Source organism: Aeromonas sanarellii, from assembly GCF_000820085.1.
GTDB lineage: Bacteria > Pseudomonadota > Gammaproteobacteria > Enterobacterales > Aeromonadaceae > Aeromonas > Aeromonas sanarellii.
The window spans coordinates 33135-53323 of record NZ_CDBN01000015.1 but is presented as its reverse complement, the minus strand read 5'-3'; the positions used below and the strand labels follow the sequence as shown (position 1 = coordinate 53323).

At 60.5% G+C, this 20189-nt stretch carries 21 protein-coding genes; 11 read left to right on the top strand and 10 right to left on the bottom strand.

The window, feature by feature from the left end:
- Positions 1–68: 68 nt before the first annotated feature.
- A complete protein-coding gene (queF, locus tag BN1132_RS02595; RefSeq protein ID WP_042074751.1) occupies positions 69–917 on the bottom strand; it encodes an NADPH-dependent 7-cyano-7-deazaguanine reductase QueF in 849 nt (282 codons plus the stop codon).
- A gap of 105 nt (positions 918–1022) precedes the next feature.
- On the opposite strand from queF, the gene syd reads away from it, so the two are divergent.
- Positions 1023–1571, top strand: coding sequence for a SecY-interacting protein (gene syd / locus BN1132_RS02590; protein ID WP_042074750.1), 549 nt, complete (start codon positions 1023–1025; stop codon positions 1569–1571).
- 81 nt (positions 1572–1652) lie between these two features.
- Here the strand turns inward: syd and BN1132_RS02585 are convergent, their stop codons facing one another.
- The 5 genes from BN1132_RS02585 to BN1132_RS02565 all read right to left on the bottom strand — a co-directional run bounded on the left by BN1132_RS02585 (position 1653) and on the right by BN1132_RS02565 (position 4628).
- Complete coding sequence (locus BN1132_RS02585) at positions 1653–2438, bottom strand: Zn-ribbon-containing protein (RefSeq protein WP_042074747.1); 786 nt, start codon at positions 2436–2438, stop codon at positions 1653–1655.
- A gap of 9 nt (positions 2439–2447) precedes the next feature.
- On the bottom strand, positions 2448–2747 hold the full coding sequence (locus tag BN1132_RS02580; protein WP_042074746.1) for a DNA-binding protein: 300 nt from the start codon (positions 2745–2747) through the stop codon (positions 2448–2450).
- Positions 2748–2936: 189 nt separating this feature from the next.
- Positions 2937–3173: a DUF2789 domain-containing protein gene (locus BN1132_RS02575; RefSeq protein ID WP_042074744.1), complete on the bottom strand. Its 237-nt coding sequence runs from the start codon at positions 3171–3173 to the stop codon at positions 2937–2939.
- A 62-nt stretch (positions 3174–3235) separates the two neighbouring features.
- Positions 3236–3532 (bottom strand): DUF3301 domain-containing protein, encoded by a 297-nt coding sequence (locus BN1132_RS02570; protein ID WP_039039421.1) that lies wholly within the window; start codon positions 3530–3532, stop codon positions 3236–3238.
- 67 nt (positions 3533–3599) lie between these two features.
- Positions 3600–4628, bottom strand: a complete 1029-nt coding sequence (locus tag BN1132_RS02565; RefSeq protein WP_042074743.1) for a DUF3549 family protein — start codon at positions 4626–4628, stop codon at positions 3600–3602.
- Between the two features lie 193 nt (positions 4629–4821).
- Here BN1132_RS02565 and BN1132_RS02560 point away from each other — a divergent pair, with 193 nt between their 5' ends.
- The 6 genes from BN1132_RS02560 to ptsG all read left to right on the top strand — a co-directional run bounded on the left by BN1132_RS02560 (position 4822) and on the right by ptsG (position 11333).
- Positions 4822–5157, top strand: a complete 336-nt coding sequence (locus BN1132_RS02560; RefSeq protein ID WP_042074742.1) for a YqcC family protein — start codon at positions 4822–4824, stop codon at positions 5155–5157.
- Entirely contained in the window at positions 5157–5933 is a 777-nt protein-coding gene (gene truC, locus BN1132_RS02555; protein ID WP_209428940.1) for a tRNA pseudouridine(65) synthase TruC, read from the top strand. Before BN1132_RS02560 ends, truC begins: the two co-directional genes overlap by 1 nt.
- 184 nt (positions 5934–6117) lie before the next feature.
- Positions 6118–6558 carry a flavodoxin gene (locus BN1132_RS02550; protein WP_042074738.1) on the top strand — a complete coding sequence of 147 codons (441 nt, stop codon included), beginning with the start codon at positions 6118–6120 and terminating at the stop codon, positions 6556–6558.
- A gap of 524 nt (positions 6559–7082) precedes the next feature.
- A complete protein-coding gene (locus tag BN1132_RS02545) occupies positions 7083–8405 on the top strand; it encodes a maltoporin (protein ID WP_042074737.1) in 1323 nt (440 codons plus the stop codon).
- A 90-nt stretch (positions 8406–8495) separates the two neighbouring features.
- Positions 8496–9470, top strand: coding sequence for a MalM family protein (locus BN1132_RS02540; protein ID WP_042074735.1), 975 nt, complete (start codon positions 8496–8498; stop codon positions 9468–9470).
- A gap of 429 nt (positions 9471–9899) precedes the next feature.
- Positions 9900–11333, top strand: a complete 1434-nt coding sequence (gene ptsG, locus BN1132_RS02535) for a PTS glucose transporter subunit IIBC (protein ID WP_042074733.1) — start codon at positions 9900–9902, stop codon at positions 11331–11333.
- A 170-nt stretch (positions 11334–11503) separates the two neighbouring features.
- Here the strand turns inward: ptsG and BN1132_RS02530 are convergent, their stop codons facing one another.
- The 4 genes from BN1132_RS02530 to map form a co-directional block, all read right to left on the bottom strand.
- Positions 11504–11887, bottom strand: coding sequence for a DUF3461 family protein (locus tag BN1132_RS02530; RefSeq protein WP_042074730.1), 384 nt, complete (start codon positions 11885–11887; stop codon positions 11504–11506).
- Positions 11888–12153: 266 nt separating this feature from the next.
- Entirely contained in the window at positions 12154–12981 is an 828-nt protein-coding gene (dapD, locus tag BN1132_RS02525; protein WP_025327920.1) for a 2,3,4,5-tetrahydropyridine-2,6-dicarboxylate N-succinyltransferase, read from the bottom strand.
- A 179-nt stretch (positions 12982–13160) separates the two neighbouring features.
- Positions 13161–15803, bottom strand: coding sequence for a bifunctional uridylyltransferase/uridylyl-removing protein GlnD (gene glnD / locus BN1132_RS02520; RefSeq protein WP_042074727.1), 2643 nt, complete (start codon positions 15801–15803; stop codon positions 13161–13163).
- Positions 15804–15867: 64 nt separating this feature from the next.
- A complete protein-coding gene (gene map, locus BN1132_RS02515; RefSeq protein ID WP_042074726.1) occupies positions 15868–16656 on the bottom strand; it encodes a type I methionyl aminopeptidase in 789 nt (262 codons plus the stop codon).
- Positions 16657–17015: 359 nt separating this feature from the next.
- On the opposite strand from map, the gene rpsB reads away from it, so the two are divergent.
- From rpsB to frr, 4 genes are all read left to right on the top strand, one after another.
- A complete protein-coding gene (rpsB, locus tag BN1132_RS02510; RefSeq protein WP_042074723.1) occupies positions 17016–17744 on the top strand; it encodes a 30S ribosomal protein S2 in 729 nt (242 codons plus the stop codon).
- A 104-nt stretch (positions 17745–17848) separates the two neighbouring features.
- Positions 17849–18730, top strand: a complete 882-nt coding sequence (gene tsf, locus BN1132_RS02505) for a translation elongation factor Ts (protein WP_042074720.1) — start codon at positions 17849–17851, stop codon at positions 18728–18730.
- A 71-nt stretch (positions 18731–18801) separates the two neighbouring features.
- Positions 18802–19536 carry a UMP kinase gene (gene pyrH / locus BN1132_RS02500; protein ID WP_010673405.1) on the top strand — a complete coding sequence of 245 codons (735 nt, stop codon included), beginning with the start codon at positions 18802–18804 and terminating at the stop codon, positions 19534–19536.
- Positions 19537–19631: 95 nt separating this feature from the next.
- The gene (frr, locus tag BN1132_RS02495) at positions 19632–20189 is read left to right on the top strand and encodes a ribosome recycling factor (RefSeq protein ID WP_042074717.1); all 558 of its coding nucleotides are present in this window, start codon (positions 19632–19634) and stop codon (positions 20187–20189) included.

Here is a 20189-nt window from a genome sequence, read left to right as displayed (position 1 = left end):
CCCGCCCGTCCAGAGTTCATTGATGAGATGCGTGATGGGCCGGATGTGTCGGAACCCGAGTGTCCGGCTTACTGGCGGATGAGGCGCAGATTCGCGGGAACCGGCTCCCAGTCGCTGCGGAAGGGGTTGATGTCCAGTCCGCCGCGGCGGGTGTAGCGGGCGTGGACGGTCAGCTGTGTCGGGGCGCAGAAGTGCTTGAGATCGGTGAAGATGCGCTCGATGCACTGCTCGTGGAACTCGTTGTGCTGGCGGAACGAGATGAGGTAGCGCAAGAGCTTCTCCCGGTCGAGGCGCGGGCCACGATAGCGGATCACCACGGAACCCCAGTCCGGCTGGCTGGTGACCAGGCAGTTGGACTTGAGCAGGTGGCTGTGCAGGGTCTCCTCCACGATCTCGGTGCCGGCGGCCCCTTGCAACAGGGTCTCGTCAAACTCGTAGCCATCCACCTCGATATCCAGATCGTCGATGCATTCACCGGGCAGCTGCACTATCTGGTGGGGGGCCTCATCGAGGGTAAAGAGGGTGACGCTCACGGGGGCGCCGGCGCAGGCGCTCAGATCCTGAACCAGCAGCGCCTGTACCGCCTCCAGGGAGTCGCAGCGCGTCTGGTTGAAGGAGTTGAGGTAGAGCTTGAAGGATTTTGATTCGATGAGGTTCGGGCTGGCGGCGGGCACGGCAACCTCGCCGAGGGCGACCACGGGCTTGCCCTTGGCATTGAGCCAGGAGAGTTCGTACAGGGTCCAGATGTCGCAGCCCTCGAACGGCAGGGTCTCGCCAAGGCCCAGATCGTCGCGGTTCAGGCTGCGTGGCACAGGTTGCAGCAGACTCGGGGTGTACTGGCTGATGTAGGCGGACTGTTGCCCCAGGCTCAGGCCCTGCAGCGCACTGGCGCCGGCGTATCTCTCTTGTTTGCTCATGCTGGTTTGCTCACGCTTGTCTGACAAAGGGTTTGATGGTGCAATGGCCGGATTTTTCGGTCACTGTCTTGCGGCGATCAGAGGCCGCTATTGTGGGGAATATCGATGACGGATCAAGTCCTGTCTGCTCTGGAGCAGTTCTTTTTACGCTGGCAGCGCGATGGCGAGGCGAGACGGGGGTTGCCCCTGTGCGAGTGGGAGGCCGAGTGGCGCTCTCCCTGCGAGCTGGATGAGCCCAAAGAGGGGCGGGTGGCCTGGCGCCCCCACAGGCGCGACCAGCCTGCCGACTTCGCGGCCATGGCCGATGCCCTCGAACTGACCCTGCATCCGAGCGCCCTTGCCCTGTTTGGTCACTGGTTCAGCCGCCCCCTTCCCTGTTCCTACAAGGGGCTGCGCATCGAGCTGATCCTGCCGTGGAACGAGGACGATCTGGACCTGCTCAAGGAGAACCTCATCGGTCACCTGCTGATGCTGCGCAAGCTGAAGCGTTCCCCCTCGCTCTTCATCGCCACCACCCGCAACGAGATGACGCTGGTGTCGCTCGACAACGAGAGCGGCCAGGTGTGGCTGGAGTGGCTGGACTCAGGTCGCCGCCTGGTGCTGGCCCCCTCGCTGCCGGCATTTCTGGCGCGGCTGGAGACCCTGTCCCATTGAGACGGGCAGGATGAGCAGGATGAGAGAGGGCCTTGCCATCTGGCAAGGCCCTCTCTTTTTATGGGGGGCGCGCCGGCGGCCCTAGTCCTTGAAGTCCCAGGAGAGGTTGGACACCAGGCGGCAGGGATCGCACTTGAAGTCGAAGATCTCGTGCAGGGGGGCGGTCAGCGCCCAGTCGCCGCCACAGCCGGGGCAGGGGCGGGCCCGCTCTTCGGCGGCGCTCAGGCCGCCGACCCGGTAGAGATAGTAATAGGTAGGGATGCCGCTCAGGGCCTCCAGCCGCCTGACGAGATCGCTGCCCCGGCGTTGCAGCCGGCTGCCCACCTCGCCGATTTCGTGCAGGGCGGCGTGCTCGGCGATGGAGCCGTTCATCTGCAGCTGATCGCAGGCCTCCCAATCCTCCTGCCACTTGATGATCTGCTTGTGGTCGCCGTTGGCGACGGCAGGCAGCCGATAGAGCGGAATGGGGGCGAAATGGTCGCCGCAGCGCAGGGGAGAGCAGCTGTGCAGGAAGCTGGTATAGAGCAGCATCCAGCTCGGGCGCTCGCCCTCCTGGCCGCACGGATCCGTGCTGTCGGACAGCAGATCCATGCCCTGAAGCTGGAGTTTGGGAGCCAGCAGCCCGGCCTGGTGCAGGCCCTGTTCGGCCAGGGCCACCAGTTCGCTCTGATTGTCCGGGTGCAGGCTGTCCTGCTCCGGGCAGACCACCCGGCTGATGAAATGGCCTGGGTGCATGCTGGTGGGAAACTCCCGCCCCAGGATCTGCCCCTGGTAGCGCAGCATGTCGAGGTAGTGGACTATGGCCCGCTCGGCCTCCCCGAGGGAGGTATCGCGGTAGCACTCAAAGGTGAGTTCGAGGATGTACATGGTGACGCGTCAATCCCGCTGGTGGTCGAGCAGCAGGTCGGTGAGGCGATCGACCTTCTGCTCGAGCCGGGCGAGCTGTTCGCTCAGTTGCAGCAGGCTGACGGTTTCCGGGGCCGCAGGGGGCGTCGCGGGGACGCTGGCGGGCGCGGGCTCAGCCGACTGGGGCTGCTGCTTCCACTGGCTCAGCACCTTGAGCAGCTCGGCCATGGGCACGGGATGGCTGAGGCGGGCCTTGACCATGGCGGTGGAGGGGGTGATCCCCCTGGCACTGAGTTCGTTGGCTATCTGGATGATCTCTTGGGCTGACATCTTGGCTCCTGCGCGGCCGTCTTGCTGCTTGCGGATGGTGGCACAGAGCTTAATCAAAGCCTGCCCATCAGGAAAGCGGCGCGAGGGGGACTGGCTCAGCTGGTTGACGTGGGGGGAGGCCAGGGCGATTGAGATGTGACTGGGGGCACAGTGCTTACCCAAAGCCCGGCTGCCGGGAAAGCGGGAGCGTCAGTGGGTCTGGCGCAGCATCACGTCCAGCTGGTCGATGGCTTCCGCCCAGTCTGAGTCATTCCAGAGCGCATCGCGCAGGAAGCCCGCCTGGGAAGGGGTCCAGAACGGGGCCTCGGGCAGCAGGGTCTGGTTGTCCAGGGGGTGCTCGCGGATGAAGCGGTGCAGGCTGGTCTCGTCATTGGCCAGTCCCAGCTGGGCAAATAGGGCTGTCATGTCATGGGTCAGCAATTCCATCTCGGCGCTCCTTGCAGGGGGTTGTCGAGAATTATAGCCAGCCCCCGGGGCCTTGACCCGGCCTAGGAGGGCAGACGATGGGGTGGCAGCTCGACCCCGGCGACGTGCAGCCCCTGCATGCACAGCTGGCCCTGGTAATGGCTCTCGCCGTCGCTGGAGAACTCGAACTGGTAGTAGGTCAGCAGGCGCAGGGGCTTGTGCCCCAGTGCGCGATGGGTGCGTGCCAGCGACAGCAGTTGCAGGTCGTGGTGCTGGCAGTAGCGGCGCATGTATTGCCAGGCCAGCTCCGCCTGACGGCGCTGTTGCCAGAAGGCCCAGCCAACGAGGCCGAGCAGCAAGATCCCAAGCATTTCTCCCATCAACGGGTTCCTTCTGTGATGTCGGTGGGGCCCGGCTCCAGGAGGGGAGCCGGGCCAGCAAGCGTTCCTACGCCGAGGCGAACAGGCGGCCTATGGCCTGGCCGAGGGCCTCGCTCCGTGCGGGGTCGCGCAGTCTCGCCAGCATATCATTGCGCAGGGCCGGTAAAGTGACGAGCTCGGCAAATACCTGGTTGAAGAACTGGGTGGGTTGCAGGGCGAGCTGCTCGAGGAACAGGCCGAGCAACGCCGGGCTTTTCAGATCGGGCCAGAGGCGGCCCGCGATGGCGAGCAGCAGGGAGGGGCTGGGACGGGTCTGCAGCAGGGTCAGCAGCTTGTTGCTGCGCAGCTCGTTGCCCGGGCAGGAGGCCAGGGCCCGGCACAGATAGGCCAGGGTCTCGGCATCGGGCTCGACGCACTCCTGCTCCTTGCCGATGCGCTCCAGCAGCGCGCCTTGCAGGGCGAGGGGGAGGGGCGCGTTCTCCAGGCTCTGGCACAGGGCGTAGAGCGGTGCCTGCGGGAGCTTCGGCAACGCCTTGCACACCAGGGCCAGGTTGCGCTCATCCTGCAGCCGCTCCGCCAGATCGGCAAAGCCCTGCAGCCCCAGGTGCTGCCACCCCTCTTCCCCCGGCGCCGCCAGATAGTGGCAGAGCGCCTCGTAGTAGGAGGAAGGGGCCTGCTCCAGCTGGCGGGCCAGCTTGGCGTGCAGGCTGGCCATCTTGGCCTCGGCCGGACGGAAGGTGTAGGGGTTGTCGGCCAGACGCTGCGCCTTCTCCTCATCCAGCTCCCCGGTGAGCTTGTAACCCAGGGTCTCGACCACCTGGTCCATGAAGTGCTTGGGGCCGCTGGAGATGAGCAGACCGCGCTCATCGAGGGCAAACTTGAGGAACCAGAGGTAGTGTCTTGACTCGGCGGGCTGGAAGAAGTGCACGCCGAGCCAGGCATGTTGCTGCAACGGCCAGGGGTAGGGCTCCTGCTGCTGCTCGATGCGCACGAAGAGGTCGCTCGCCAGCGGGCGCACCTGGCGGCCCATGTCGAACAGCTGGAACTGGGTATCGGCCTGGGTCAGAAATTCGGTCAGCGTATTGATGGAAGACATGAGGAGATCCGGCTTGAAGGTGATGCCGGGGATTATAAGGAGGCTGCACCAGATAGCCAGTGGCGGTCGCAGCGGGCGAGAGGGCGACGGCAGCATGGCAGCCGTCCCGGGGGCGGTGTATAGTAACGCCCCTTTTTGATGGCTCTGTTGAGTGGGGCGCCGACATCCGTCGGCCGCACGCTGAGGAAGTGAGATGAATCAATATCTGCTGGTCGCCGGCCTGCTGGGAGAGTTGACCGCCGAGTTGCAACGCCTGGAACGCTGGCAAGCCGAGCATCCGGGCAGCGAGGCGCTGGCAAGCGAGCTGCCGTTCTGCGTCGATACCCTGAGTTTCGATCAGTGGCTGCAATTCGTGCTGATCCCCCGCATGGAGCAGCTGGTGCTGCTGCAGGCGCCGTTGCCGACCAGCGTCTCCCTCTACCCCATGGCGAGCGAAGTCTACAAGGAAGAGCTGGCCGAGGTGGAAGCCCTGCTGCGTCTGATCGCCCGCTTCGATCTGCTGCTCTCCGGCAAAGTGGTCGAGCAATGATGGGTGAGCCGGTCAGCGCAGAGAACGCCTTGGTACCGACCCTGCTCTATCAGGATGACTGGCTGGTGGCGGTCAACAAGCCGTCGGGTCTTCTGGTGCACCGCAGCTGGCTCGACAAGGGGGAGACCCGCTTCGCCATGCAGATGACCCGAGATCTCATCGGCGGTCGCCATGTCTATCCGGTACACAGGCTCGACAGGCCCACTTCTGGGGTGCTGCTGTTTGCGCTGGATCCGGCGGTGGCCCGCACCCTGACAGAGGCTTTCGCCGAGCGCCGCGTACACAAGGAATATCTGGCGCTGGTGCGGGGATGGGCCCCCGAGGAGGGGCTCATCGATTACCCGCTCAAGGAGCAGCTGGACAAGATAGCCGACGCCATGAGCGACCCGGATCGCCCCGCCCAGGAGGCGGTGACCGCGTTTCGCCGCCTGCACAGGGTCGAGCTGCCCCATGCGGTCTCCAAGAAGCATCCCACCAGCCGCTACAGCCTGGTACGGCTCTTCCCCAAGACGGGGCGCAAGCACCAGCTACGCCGCCACCTGGATCACCTGTTCCATCCCATCGTCGGCGACACCACCCATGGCGATGGCCGGCATAACCGCTTCTTTCGCGAGCACTACGGCTGCGACAGGCTGCTGCTGATCGCCCACAAGATCAGCTTCGAGCATCCCGTGCTCAAGGTGCCGATGCGGATCCAGGCGCCGTTGGGGCCCCAGGTGCTGCAGCTGTTCGCCGAACTGGGCTGGCCCGCCAGCGAGAGCGACTACGGCGTCTGAGTCAGTCTTCATCTGTTTCCTCTGACCGGGCTGTGGCATGCTGTAGGCCAGGTCCGTCAGAGGAATGACTTATGGCTCAACGAGATACTTCTCCCTTCACCGCGTGTCATCATGTCCAGCCTGGGGGAAATCCCCCGAGCATCCCGCCCGAAGCGGGCCAGCCTCTTCCCCTGAGGAGTCGCTGATGGCCGAGATCGACATCCTGGTCGGCACAGTCTATGGCGCCGCCATGCTGGTGGCCGAGACCCTGAGCGACCACCTGCAAGCCAGCGGCCATGTCTGCCGTATCTTCGACGAGGCCGAACTGGAGGACATCGATGCCTCCCGTTTTCTGCTGATCGTCAGCGCCACCACGGGGCAGGGCGATATTCCCCCCAACTTGCAACCCTTTGCCAGCGCCCTGGCCGATCGTGCCCCTTATATGAAGGGGTGGCGCTATGCCCTCATCGCCATGGGGGACAGCAGCTATGAGCATTTCTGCGGGGCGGGGCGAAGGCTGGATGAGTTGTTGCAGGAGCTGGCGGCCGTTCCCCTGATACCGCGTCTGGAGATAGACGCGACTGTGGTGGATGAGCCAGAGGTGGCGGCGCTGGCCTGGCTGAAAACCTGGGAAAATAGGCTGTAGCCGGATTGGCGCATATTTTAAATGTCTCCCCCGTGAGCCTGCTGACGGGGGAGCATTATTTTGGGACTCATTGCTTCTGCTCTCAAATATTATCCTGTCTGACTGCCGGTTATTTTTCTCTCGAACAGAGTGCACCGACAGACCCATATTCATCAAAAACGCGACAAACCAGAAAATTAAAAGTTCCCCATTGAAAGCGATTTCAATCATGTTTTTGCCACTGAATGACTGGTTTTTAACTTAACTCTCATCGCAAATTAATGTTTGAATGCATTTTTAATGGTCTGTTGTTGCTGTGATTGGCTCTTTCTGGGTGATTTGTTGTTCTTGTTCTGCTTTTCTTGACTGACTCTCTCTCCTGTGGATTGAGGGGGGCGATTTGTCACCATTTTGTGAATCAGCTCATGTTTGTGGCGAAACCGGGTACATATAATCGACCTCGGTTATCACCAAAACGTTTTTCCGGTGATAAGAACTTGAATATCAGGATCACACTCCTCTCAGCGGGAATAAGGAAAATGAAAATGAAAGCAAAGTGGCTCCCGATCGCTGCAGCAGTTACCGCAGCCCTGGCTTCCCAAGCCGCCTTCGCCGTTGATTTCCACGGCTACTTCCGTTCAGGTGTCGGTGTTTCCGGTGACGGGGACATGGTCAAATACAACGTCAACAAGGTCGGTCGTCTGGGTAACGAAAACGACACCTACGGCGAAGTACAACTCGGTCAGGAAGTCTTCAACAAAGACGGCAAGACTTTCTATGTAGACTCCATGTTTGCAATGACTTCCAACGGTTCCAACGACTGGGAAGGTACCGGTACCGTCTGCAACTTCGACGCCAAGCAGTGCAACGGCGACTCCGAATTCGCTCTGCGTCAGTTCAACGTGCAAGCCAAGGGCCTGCTGGGCTTCGCGCCGGAAGCCACCCTCTGGGCTGGCAAGCGCTTCTACCAGCGTCACGACATCCATATCTCTGACTTCTACTACTGGAACATCTCTGGTCCGGGTGCCGGTATCGAAGGTATCCAGGCTGGTCCGGGCAAGCTCTCCCTGGCTTGGGTCCGCAACGACCGCAGCGCTGCTGACGTATTCGGCCAGTACACCGAAACCAGCCCCGGCGTCTTCCAGAAGAACGAAGATCTGAACGTCAACACCCTGGACGTGCGTTATGCCGGCATCCCGCTGTGGCAAGACGGCTCCCTGGAAGTGGGCGCCATGTATGCTCTGGTCAATGAGACCGAAGCCCAGAAAGATCTGAAAAACGACAACATGAAAGACGGTCTCATGCTGACCGCCGAACTGACCCAGGGCATCTTCGGTGGCTTCAACAAGACCGTGCTGCAGTACGGTACCGAAGGCTACTCCAAGACCATGGCTTACTACGGTGATGGTTCCTGGTACGGTGCCGAGGCCAAAGACGGTGCCGACGGCTACCGCTTCATCAACTGGGGCGTCATCCCGATGGGTAACTCCTGGGAGATGGGCCACCAGCTGGTCTACGGTGTAGGCAACGAGATGTGGAGCGGCCACGACAAGACCGAAACCCTGTCTGCCGTTATCCGTCCGATGTACAAGTGGGATGACTTCAACAAGACCATCTTCGAGGGTGGTGTGTTCAAGGACAAGACCAGCTACAACAACGGCGGCAGCGACAAGGATGGTGGTTACAAGCTGACCCTGGCTCAGGCCTGGTCTGCCGGCTCCAGCTTCTGGGCCCGTCCGGAAATCCGTGTGTTCGCCTCCTACCTGGCTGACACCGAAGCCGATTCCAGCGGTAGCAAGAACAGCTTCGAAGGCGGCACTTCCGATGACACCTGGCAAGTGGGTGTACAAGCAGAAGCTTGGTGGTAAGCAGTATCTTCAGTTAAGTTAGTCACTGCCCCCTTATGGGGGCAGTTTTGTTTCGCTGGATTTGGCAACCGGGTTATGGAGATAAGAAGAATGAAACTGGTAAAGATGTCTATCGCGGCCGTGGTTACCGCGCTGTTGGCCGGCTGTTCCGGTAGCATGGTCGTGCCCGTGCAGGAGCACGCCTCCATCCTGAGCAATGCCGACCAGGCCAAGCAGGCGCTCTCCCAGACGACGAGCTGCTGCCAGGATTTCAACGAATTCAATTATGTTTCTCTGCCGGAAGGCGAGACGCTGCTGACCATAGATGGCAAGCAGCCCAGTTATCAGTTCGACGAGGGGATGAGCTACTTTGCCGCCTATCGCCTGCCCGTCAATACCGGCAACCTGGCCATCACGCTGGCGTCCCAGGTGAGCAAGACGGTGATGATTCCCAAGGTGATCATGCTGGATGCCCAGTTCAAGGTGACTCGCGTATTGGGTGAGTCCGTATTCAGTTATCAACCCGCCCACCTGCTCGACAATGACAGGATCGAAGGCAAGGTGTTCGTGGACCGCAGCATGCCGGGCAATCCCGCCAGCGAAACCTATATGGTCATATATGCCCCGGGGAATGAGCTGTCCGGCAGCACTACCATCTTGCACCCGGCCAAGGCCTTTGCCCGTGCCAATGGCACGGTCGAGCCGGATATCAAGGATCCCGTGATCCCGCATTCACCCTGGGGCCTGGTGCAGATCAAGGCTGTCGACATGGCCAAGGGGCAGGGTATCGAGGCCGTCTTCAAGCCCGAATATTCGGACAAGGTGGCGATGAGTCAGGCCAAGCCGGCCACAACAGCCGTGGCTGCCTCGGCCGTCACCACGGCGGCAGTGGCCGCAGCACCGAGTACGCCGGCTCCCGCCATGCTGAGCGAGACCGAGAGCTTCTACAACGCCCAGATCGAGAAGGCGGTGAAGGCCGGGGATATCGACAAGGCGATGCAACTGGTGAATGAAGCGGAACGTGCCGGGTCAACCAAGGCGAAATCCGTCTTTATTGATGCGGTGAAACGGTCACAAAAGAACTAAATATCCTGACTTATTTAAATTGCTATTTGTTGGAGGCCTCCCTTGTTGGAGGCCTTTTTAATCGGTAGACTTGATAATATAAAGCAGCGCTTGGTTACGTTTAGTTACATTGGGTTTCTCTGTGTATTATTTTGTTTCTCCTTGATTTATTTTGAAGTGGTTTTTTTCTTTTTGCGGTATTGCTATAACAACGCGAAATAATATTCAAGATTACACCCTTCCTGCTTATTTATTATCTTGTGATCTCTCCTCCAAATTTATTATTCCCTTGTCCTCGGTAGAGGCAATTCCATATCTGCTGGGTTATATTCTGGTGGTCAAAATAAGCAACCCGGGAAACGCTCCAGTACAATCGCGGATGAAGCAGGTGGTCATCCATAAACTGTACGGGGTCGTTGTCGGAAAAAAAATCCATTCAGGAGCGCACACATGTTAAAAAATGCATTCTCTAATCTGCAAAAGGTCGGTAAGGCGCTGATGCTGCCTGTATCGGTCTTGCCCGTAGCAGGTATTCTGCTGGGGGTGGGGGCTGCCCACTTCAGCTGGCTGCCGGAAATCGTCTCCCAACTGATGGAGCAGGCCGGTGGTTCCGTCTTCGGCCAGATGGCTCTGCTGTTTGCCGTGGGCGTCGCTCTCGGCTTCACCAATAACGACGGTGTATCCGGCCTGTCCGCCATCGTCGGCTACGGCATCATGGTCGCCACCCTGAAGGTGATGGCCCCTGTGATGGGCGTCGAGAGCATCGATACCGGTGTGCTGGGCGGTATCCTCGCCGGTGGTGTTGCCGCCTGGGCGTTCAACCGCTTCTACAAGATCCAGCTGCCCGAGTACCTCGGCTTCTTCGCAGGCAAGCGTGCCGTGCCCATCATCACCGGTTTCGTCTCCATCGGTCTGGGTGTGGTCCTCTCCTTCATCTGGCCGCCGATCGGTGGTGCCATCGGTGCCTTCTCCGACTGGGCTGCCAACCAGAACCCGGTTCTGGCCTTCGGTATCTACGGCGTGGTTGAGCGCTCCCTGATCCCGTTCGGTCTGCACCACATCTGGAACGTGCCTTTCTTCTACCAGGCGGGTACCTGTGTTAACGCCGCCGGTGAAACCGTGCACGGCATCATGACCTGCTTCCTGACCGCGGACGATGCGTCCCGCGCTGCCGGTAACGGCTTCGGTCAGCTGGCCGGTGGTTACCTGTTCAAGATGTTCGGTCTGCCTGCCGCTGCGTTTGCCATCGCACACGCTGCCAAGCCGGAAAACCGTGCCAAGATCGTCGGTATCATGGCCTCTGCCGCCCTGACCTCCTTCCTGACCGGTATTACCGAACCTATCGAGTTTTCCTTCCTGTTCGTGGCTCCGGTGCTGTACGCCATTCACGCGCTGCTGGCGGGTCTGGCCTATGTCCTGACCAACACGCTGGGTGTCGTGCACGGTCACACCTTCTCCAACGGCTTCATCGACTTCGTGGTGCAATCACCCCGTGCCGACAACATGCTGCTGCTGGTGGGTCTGGGTCTGGTTTACGCCGTCATCTACTACGTGGTCTTCACCGTGGTGATCCGTGCCATGAACCTGAAGACGCCGGGTCGCGAAGATGAGAGCGCACAAGAGTCCTCTGCCGGTCAGAGCAAGGATGAGATGTCTGCCGCTCTGGTCTCCGCCTTCGGTGGCAAAGAGAACATCGCCTCCCTGGACGCCTGCATCACCCGTCTGCGTGTCGGTGTGAAGGACGTGGCCAAGGTTGACCAGGCTGGTCTGAAGAAGCTGGGCGCTGCCGGTGTGGTGGTTGCCGGTTCCGGTGTACAGGCTATCTTCGGCACCAAGTCCGACAACCTGAAAACCGACATGGACATCTGGATGAAGAGCAACTAATCCCTGCTTTCATACCGAGTTCCGAAAGGGGAGGCACAAGCCTCCCTTTTTGCTGCCCGCCGTTCAGGAGTCGGCATCATCGCGCAGGGTCCCGGGCCTGGCTTGTGGCGTAGGGCTGGCCAGCGGCCATAAAAAAGGCGCCTGATGGCGCCTTTTTGAATGGAATGGGGTCAGAGTTTCTCCAGATCCCGCTCAATCTCGCTGATCTTGTTCTGTACCACCTTCTCCAGATGGCGCAGGTCCCGCAGTATCTTCTGCTTGATGTCCGGATCGGCCTGGGTCTGTCCGCCCTGGGTCAGGCTGTCGAGTTCATCCACCACGTACTTGAGGTTGGCGTTGATCTCGGTGACGTCCTTGTATTCATGGGTACCCGAGTTGACCAGCATGGTCTTGCGCTGGCGGGGATACTTGAACTTGACGCTCTTGGCGAAGAACTCGCCCTTCTGCTTCTTGAAATAGATCTTGAGAATGTCGTGGTTGGCCTCCTGGCGCAGGGTGTAGCTGTCCACTGAGGTGGGTTCCTGGATCCCCAGGCTCTTCAGATTCTCGTACATCGGGCTTCCTTGGTTTGAAACGATCCTGACCTGTTTATCTTACCCGAGTCGGGCCCGCTTGCCTGTGACAGGTGCGCCAAATTCAGGAGGGGCTCAAAGGAGTGCTGTGTTCAGGGGATGGATCATGGGAAGAGCCCCTTGCCGCTATCGCCGCCTGGCGAAGTGATGAAGAGACTCTCGTTGGTGTATTGGAAAAACGGGTGCGGGCGGGACAAGAGCAACAAAAAAGGCGCCATCAGGCGCCCTTTTAATCACGGCCAAGAGGATTACTCGTCGATGGAACGCAGCAGGGCGTTGATGCCGACCTTGGCGCGGGTCTTGGCATCCACCTTCTTGACGATGACGGCGGCGTACAGGCTGTACTTGCCGCACTTGGAGGGCAGGGAGCCGGAGACGACCACGGAGCCGGCCGGGACGCGGCCATAGTGGATCTCGCCGGTTTCACGGTCATAGATACGGGTGGACTGGCCGATGAAGACACCCATGGAGATGACGGAGCCCTCCTCGACGATCACCCCTTCCACCACCTCGGAACGGGCACCGATGAAGCAGTTGTCTTCGATGATGGTCGGGTTGGCCTGCAGCGGCTCCAGCACGCCACCGATGCCGACGCCGCCGGAGAGGTGCACGTTCTTGCCGATCTGGGCGCAGGAGCCCACGGTGGCCCAGGTGTCGACCATGGTGCCTTCATCCACGAAGGCGCCGATGTTGACGTAGGAGGGCATCAGCACGGTATTGGGGGCGATGAAGGAGCCCTTGCGCGCGGTGGCCGGCGGCACTACGCGTACACCGGCGGCCTTGAACTGTTCGGCGCTGTAGTCGGAGAACTTGAGGGGAACCTTGTCGTAGTACTGGGCGTCGTCGCCCTTGATGATGCCGTTGTCATTGATGCGGAAATAGAGCAGCACCGCCTTCTTCAGCCACTGGTGGACGACCCACTCGCCGGCGATCTTCTCGGCGACGCGGGCCTTGCCGGAGTCCAGCAGATCGATGGCCTCCAGGATGGCGGCCTTGGTGGCGGCATCGACGGAGCCGGGGGTGATGGAGTCACGGCGCTCGAAGGCCGCTTCTATGGTCTGTTGCAACTGGGTCATGACAAGTTTCCTCTAAAAAATTCTGTTTGTTGTATCACACTTTTCCAATTGTTTTTAAGGGCTCTCGCCGATTTCTTGAGAAGAAAGGCGATTTATTGTGCTTGAGTGGCCCAACCACTTGTTATGATTGAAAAATTAATACGAGATAAAGGCTCTTATGGGGCCTTCCTCCGGCCTGTTCAGCCCTCCGCCTCGCCGGATTCCTGCGGGTTGAGCTGATTGACCAACCGCTCTTCCAGCGCCTGCTGCTCGGCCTGGCTCAGGGGCTCCCCGGCCAGGGTGGTGAGGCTGAAGAAGTCTTCCACCCGCTCGCCTATGGTGGTGATCTTGGCGGCGTGCAGCGACAGGCCGCATTGCTGGAACACGGCACCGATGCGGGCCAGCAGGCCAGGGGTATCCAGTGCCGTCAGCTCCAGCAGGGTGTGACGGTTTTCGCCCCTGTGGGGCAGAAACACCACCCGGGTCGGCACGCTGAACTGGCGGTGGCGCCGTGACAGGGGCTTGCTGCGCAGCACCAGCTTGCCCGGCTCCTGCAGCGCCTTCTCCAGCGCCTTCTTGATGGTGGCGGTGCGGTTGGGGCTGATGGGTTCGCCGCTCGGTTCCAGCACGATGAAGGTGTCCAGCACATAGTCGTTGCGCGAGTTCATGATCTGGGCGTCGTGGATGCTCAGGTTCTTCTGATCCAGTGCCGAGGCCACGGTGGCGAACAGGTTGGGCATGTCGCGGCAATAGATGAACACCTCGCTGCCGCCCCGGATGGGGTGCTTGCCGATGAGCACCAGGGGCGCCGGGTTGTCGCCGTGGGCGATGATCTTGCGGCAGTGCCAGGCGATCTGCTCCGGACTGTGGCGCAGGAAGTAGTCGGCCTTGAAGTCGTTCCAGAGGGCGTTGACCGCATCCAGGGATACCTCGCGCTGGGCCAGGATCTGCCGTGCCTGACGCTGGTTCTCGCGGATCTTGAGCCGCATGTCCGGCGGGTTCTCCAGACCCTGGCGCAGGGCCTTCTGGGTGGCGAAGTAGAGCTCCCGCAGCAGGGTCCCCTTCCAGTCGTTCCACAGGGTGTCGTTGGTGGCGCAGATGTCCGCCACGGTCAGGCAATAGAGCAGATCGAGGTGTAATTCGTCGCGCACCTTCTGGGCAAAGTCGGTGACCACGTCCGGATCGTAGATGTCGCGGCGCTGGGCGGTGACCGACATCAGCAGGTGGTGGCGCACCAGCCAGGCGACCAGCCGGCTCTCGTAGCGATCCAGCCCGTGCAACTGGCAGAACTCCAGCGCATCCACGGCGCCGAGTTCGGAGTGATCCCCCCGCCGCCCCTTGGCGATGTCGTGGAACAGGGCCGCGATGCTGAGCAGCTCGGGCTTGCGCAGCTGGGTGAATACCTCGTGGCAGAGCGGGTGGGTCTGGCGGCTGGCCGGGTTGGGGAAGCGATGGATGTTCTGGAGCAGCCTGTGGGTGTGTTCGTCCACCGTGTAGGCGTGGAACATGTCGAACTGCATCTGGCCGACGATGAGGTTCCACTGGGGCAGGTAGGCCGCGAGGATCCCGTACTTGTGCATGAGCGTGAGCGGCTGGCCGATGCCGTTGGGGTGGCGCAGCAGCGCCATGAAGAGGCGGCGGCACTCGGGCAGATCCTGCAGCCAGCAGCTCAGGGTGCGCCTGGCCTCGCGCAACTGGCGCAGGGTGGCGGAGTGGATGCCGGCGATCTCCGGGTGCTGGGCTATCTGGTAGAAGAGCCGCAGGATGGCGGCCGGATCCCGGCCGAACAGTTCGGAATCCACCGCATCGATGAGGCGACCGCGCAGCTGGAACTCGTCGCTGATGCGGCGCACGTCCATGGCGGTGTTGCCGAGGATCGCCTCGTCAAACAGTTGCAGCAGCATCTCGTTGAGCTCGGCCACCCGCCGCACCGTCTGGTAGAAGCGCTTCATCATCTGCTCGACCGGGCCGTTGCCTTCCCCCTCGAAGCCCAGCATCTGGGCCACGGTGCGCTGGCGGTCGAACAGCAGGCGGTTGTCCCCCTTGTTGATGGCCATGTGCAGGGCGAAGCGCACCTTCCAGAGGAAGTTCTGGCAGTCGAGCAGTTCGCGGTACTCGGCCCGGTTGAGGAAACCGTGACTGGTCATCTCGAACAGGGTGGTGGCGCCGAAGTGGCGGCGGGCGACCCAGGCCAGGGTCTGGATGTCGCGCAGGCCCCCCGGATTGTTCTTGAGATCCGGCTCCAGCTTGTAGGCGGTGCCGAGAAACTGCTGGTGGCGCAGGGCCTGCTCTTCGCGCTTGGCGCGAAAGAAAGCCTCGCTCGGCCAGAAATGCTGGGGCAGGGTGGCGGCCTGCAACTGTTCGAACCCCGCCAGGCGACCCGTGATGTAGCGCGCCTCGATGAGGTTGGTGGCGACCGTGATGTCGGCGCGCCCCTGCTCGATGCACTCGGCCACGTTGCGCACCGATTGTCCCACTTCCAGCTTGAGATCCCACAAGAGGGTGATGAACTCGCCGATGCGCAGCCCCAGCACCTCGTCCAGTTCATCCCCTTCGTAGAGCAGCAGCAGGTCGATGTCGGAGTGGGGGTGCAGCTCGCCCCGGCCATAGCCACCCACCGCAATGAGGGTGAGTTCCGTCTTGTCGAAGCCGAACTTGTGCCACAGCCTCGTCAGCAGCGCATCCATGTATTCGGAGCGGGTGGCCACCAGTTCGATGATGTTGTCACCGGCATCGAAGCGTTCGTGCAACCAGGCGAGGAAGCGGCTCAGGTACTCCTTGCAGTTGTCGCGGGTGAGCTGATCGTCGGGCAACAGGTGGGGGGAAAGCAGGCTGGCATCCATGGCATCTCGCACTCTCGGTCTGGCCGGATAAAGAGCAACCCCGGCGTGCGGCCGGGGTTGAATGTCAAACGTGGCGGATAACGCGCTCGATGGTGTCGTCGGGGCGCAGGGTGAGCACCTCGCAGCCGTCCTCGGTCACCAGCAGAGTGTGTTCCCACTGGGCGGAGTCGCCGCCATCCTTGGTGGTGACGGTCCAGCCATCCTTCGGGTTGACCTTGCAGTGGTACTTCTTGCTGTTGACCATGGGCTCTATGGTGAAGCACATGCCAGGTTTCAGCTCCAGCTTGCCGCCGTTGCGGTAGTGCAGGATCTGCGGCTCCTCGTGGAATTCGGCGCCGATGCCGTGGCCGCAGTAGTCGCGCACCACGGAGAAGCCGGCCTGCTCGACGATGGGCTGGATCACGGCGCCGATCTCGGTGATGCACATGCCGGGGCGTACCCGCTTGATGGCGGCGTAGAGGCTATCCTGGGCCACCTTGCACAGCTGGCGGCGCAGGGGAGTGGTCTGGCCCACGATGAACATGGCGGAGGTGTCGCCGTGATAGCCGTCCTTGATGACGGTGATGTCCAGATTGATGATGTCGCCATCGCGCAGCTTCTTGTGGTTCGGGATGCCGTGGCAGATGACATCGTTCACCGAAGTGCAGATGGACTTGGGGAAGCCGTGATAATTCAGCGGCGCGGGGATGGCCTGCTGTACGTCGACGATGTGGTTGTGGCACAGGGTGTTCAGTTCGTCGGTGGTGACGCCCGCCTTGACGTGGGGGGCGATCATGACCAGCACGTCGGCGGCCAGCTGGCCGGCAACGCGCATTTTTTCAATCTCTTCCGGTGTCTTGATTTTAATGGACATGGGATCTCTCTTGGGGCCCGATCGCGCATCCGTTGATGTCCGGCAATCGGGTAATGAAAAATAGATGCGTTTGCAATCAGGGCGAAATTTTATCCCCAACCCCCGTTTACTTCCAGTGTGATCGTCATCGCAACGTCATCAGGCGATCGCACCCTGGTTCGGGATCCATTTTTAGCGCCCTGGCTGGTGGTGTCCTGACCAAAGTTATGGTATAAAGCGCGCCGGAATGGGGAACTTGTCTTCCCATACCATCACCCTTACTCAAACAACACACACACATCGACACCTGTACCGGGGTGCCCCTCTGGGGTCGGTTACATGGGATGTGTGGAGGCCTAACCCCAATACAGAGGTATAAAATGGCTAAAGTTTCTATGCGCGACATGCTGCAAGCCGGCGTTCACTTCGGTCACCAGACCCGTTACTGGAACCCGAAAATGAAGTCCTACATCTTCGGCGCCCGCAGCAAGGTTCACATCATCAACCTGGAAAAAACCGTTCCGATGTTTGACGATGCCATGAACTTCATCAGCTCCGTAGCTGCCAAGAAAGGCAAGGTACTGTTCGTTGGTACCAAGCGTGCCGCGTCTGAAGCCGTTAAAGAAGCCGCTGAGCGTTGCGACCAGTTCTATGTTAACCACCGCTGGCTGGGCGGCATGCTGACCAACTGGAAAACCGTTCGTCAGTCCATCAAGCGCCTGAAAGATCTGGAAACCCAGAGCCAGGACGGTACCTTCGACAAGCTGACCAAGAAAGAGGCGCTGATGCGTACTCGCGAAATGGACAAGCTGGAGAAGAGCCTGGGTGGTATCAAGAACATGGGCGGCCTGCCTGACGTTCTGTTCGTTGTCGACGCCGACCACGAGCACATCGCTATCAAAGAAGCCAACAACCTGGGTATCCCGGTAGTTTCCATCGTTGATACCAACTCCAACCCGGACGGCGTTGACTATGTCATCCCGGGTAACGACGACGCTATCCGTGCCGTACAGCTGTACCTGAACGCTGCTGCTGACACCGTTCTGGAAGCCCGTGAGCAGGACATCGTTGTTCAAGCCGAACAAGATGGCTTCGTTGAAGCTGAGTAATTGATAAGGACTGCAAAGCCCTTATTAACCAAGCTGATGTAATTGGTTAGCAGGGGCCCTTGTGGCCCCTGTTTCTTGTCAATTCAAGACCGAGGATACTGGACATGGCAAACATTTCTGCCGCCCTGGTAAAAGAACTGCGCGAGCGCACCGCCGCTGGCATGATGGATTGCAAAAAAGCGCTGGAAGAAGCCAACGGTGACATCGAACTGGCTATCGAGAACATGCGTAAATCCGGTCAGGCCAAGGCCGCCAAGAAAGCGGGCCGTATCGCCGCCGAAGGCGTGATCTTCGCCCGTACCGAAGGCAACGTTGCCGTCATGATCGAGCTGAACTGCGAGACTGACTTCGTTTCCAAGGATGCCGGTTTCCTGGCCATGGGTCAGAAGATCGTCGAGATCGCCGCTACCCAGAAAATCGCTGATGTTGACGCGCTGAAAGCCGCCGACTTCGGCAACGGTGAGTCCGTCGAGCTGACCATCACCAACCTGATCGCCAAGATCGGTGAGAACATGAACCTGCGTCGCGTGATGCTGGTTGAAGGTGACAACCTGGGCACCTACGTTCACGGCTCCCGCATCGGTGTTATCACCAAGCTGGCCGGTGGCTCCGAAGAACTGGCCAAAGATCTGGCCATGCACGTCGCTGCCAACAGCCCGCAATTCGTCAAGCCCGAAGACGTGTCTGCCGAAGTCGTTGCCAAGGAGCGCGAAATCCAGATCGACATCGCCATCAACTCCGGCAAGCCGAAAGAGATCGCCGAGAAGATGGTTGAAGGCCGCATGAAGAAGTTCACCGGTGAGGTTTCCCTGACTGGTCAGCCGTTCGTGAAGGATCCTTCCATGACCGTTGCCGAGCTGCTGAAGAAAGAAGGCGCTGACGTCGTTTCCTTCACCCGTTTCGAAGTGGGCGAAGGCATCGAGAAGCAAGAGACCGACTTCGCTGCTGAAGTAGCAGCCCAGATCGCGGCCGCTCAGAAGGCCTAATCGAACCGGTTTTTCCGTTTCCCCAGACCGCGACTTATGTCGCGGTCTTTATATGACCAGGAATCAGTGACATGAGTACCAATCCCAAGCCTGCATACAGACGTGTTCTTCTGAAGTTGAGTGGTGAAGCCCTGCAAGGATCCGAGGGTTTCGGCATTGATCCGGCGGTGCTGGAACGGATGGCCCAAGAGATCAAAGAGCTGGTTGAGCTGGGTGTACAGGTCGGTCTGGTCATCGGTGGCGGCAACCTGTTCCGTGGTGCCGGCCTTGCCAAGGCGGGCATGAACCGCGTGGTGGGTGACCACATGGGCATGCTGGCGACCGTCATGAACGGCCTGGCCATGCGTGATGCCCTGCATCGTGCTTATGTGAATGCCCGCCTGATGTCGGCCATCTCCCTGCAGGGGGTCTGCGACTCCTACAGCTGGGCAGAGGCCATCAGCCAGCTGCGCGCCGGCAAGGTGGTGATCTTCTCCGCCGGTACCGGCAACCCCTTCTTTACCACCGACTCGGCAGCCTGCCTGCGCGGCATCGAGATCGAAGCCGACGTGGTGCTCAAGGCCACCAAGGTCGATGGCGTGTTCACCGACGATCCGGTCAAGAACCCGGATGCCGTGCTCTATCAAGAACTGAGTTATGATGAAGTTCTTGAAAAAGAACTCAAAGTGATGGATCTTGCTGCTTTTACCCTGGCCCGCGACCACGATCTGCCGATCCGGGTGTTCAACATGAACAAACCGGGCGCACTGCGCCGGGTGATCATGGGCGAGCCGGAAGGTACCCTGATCCACCAGGCCAGCAAGTAAGGCAAGTGTGAGCCCCAGGCTCGCTTGTCCATTACGCCAGTCAACAAGATAGATACGGGCCGCCCGCCGGCTCGTTCGCCAAAAGGAAAACCACTGTGATCAACGAGATTAAAAACGACGCCAAGGACCGCATGGGCAAAAGCGTAGAGTCGCTCAAGACCCAGATGTCCAAGATCCGTACCGGTCGTGCTCACCCGAGCCTGCTCGACGGCATCCAGGTGGAGTATTACGGTGCTGCCACTCCTCTGAAGCAGTTGGCCAACGTGGTGGCAGAAGATGCCCGTACCCTCTCCATCTCCATCTTCGATCGCTCCATGATCCAGGCGGTGGAAAAAGCCATCCTGACCTCCGATCTGGGCCTGAATCCGTCCAGCAACGGCCAGACCCTGCGCGTGCCGCTGCCGCCGCTGACCGAGGAGCGTCGTCGCGATCTGACCAAGATCGTCCGTGCCGAGGCCGAAGGCGCCCGGGTTGCCATTCGCAACATCCGCCGCGATGCCAACGCCGACCTGAAAGCCCTGCTCAAAGACAAAGAGATCTCCGAGGATGACGACCGTCGCGCCCAGGAAGAGATCCAGAAGCTGACCGATACCTTCATCAAGCTGGTGGATGACGCCCTGGTTGTGAAGGAAAAGGAGCTAATGGAAATCTAA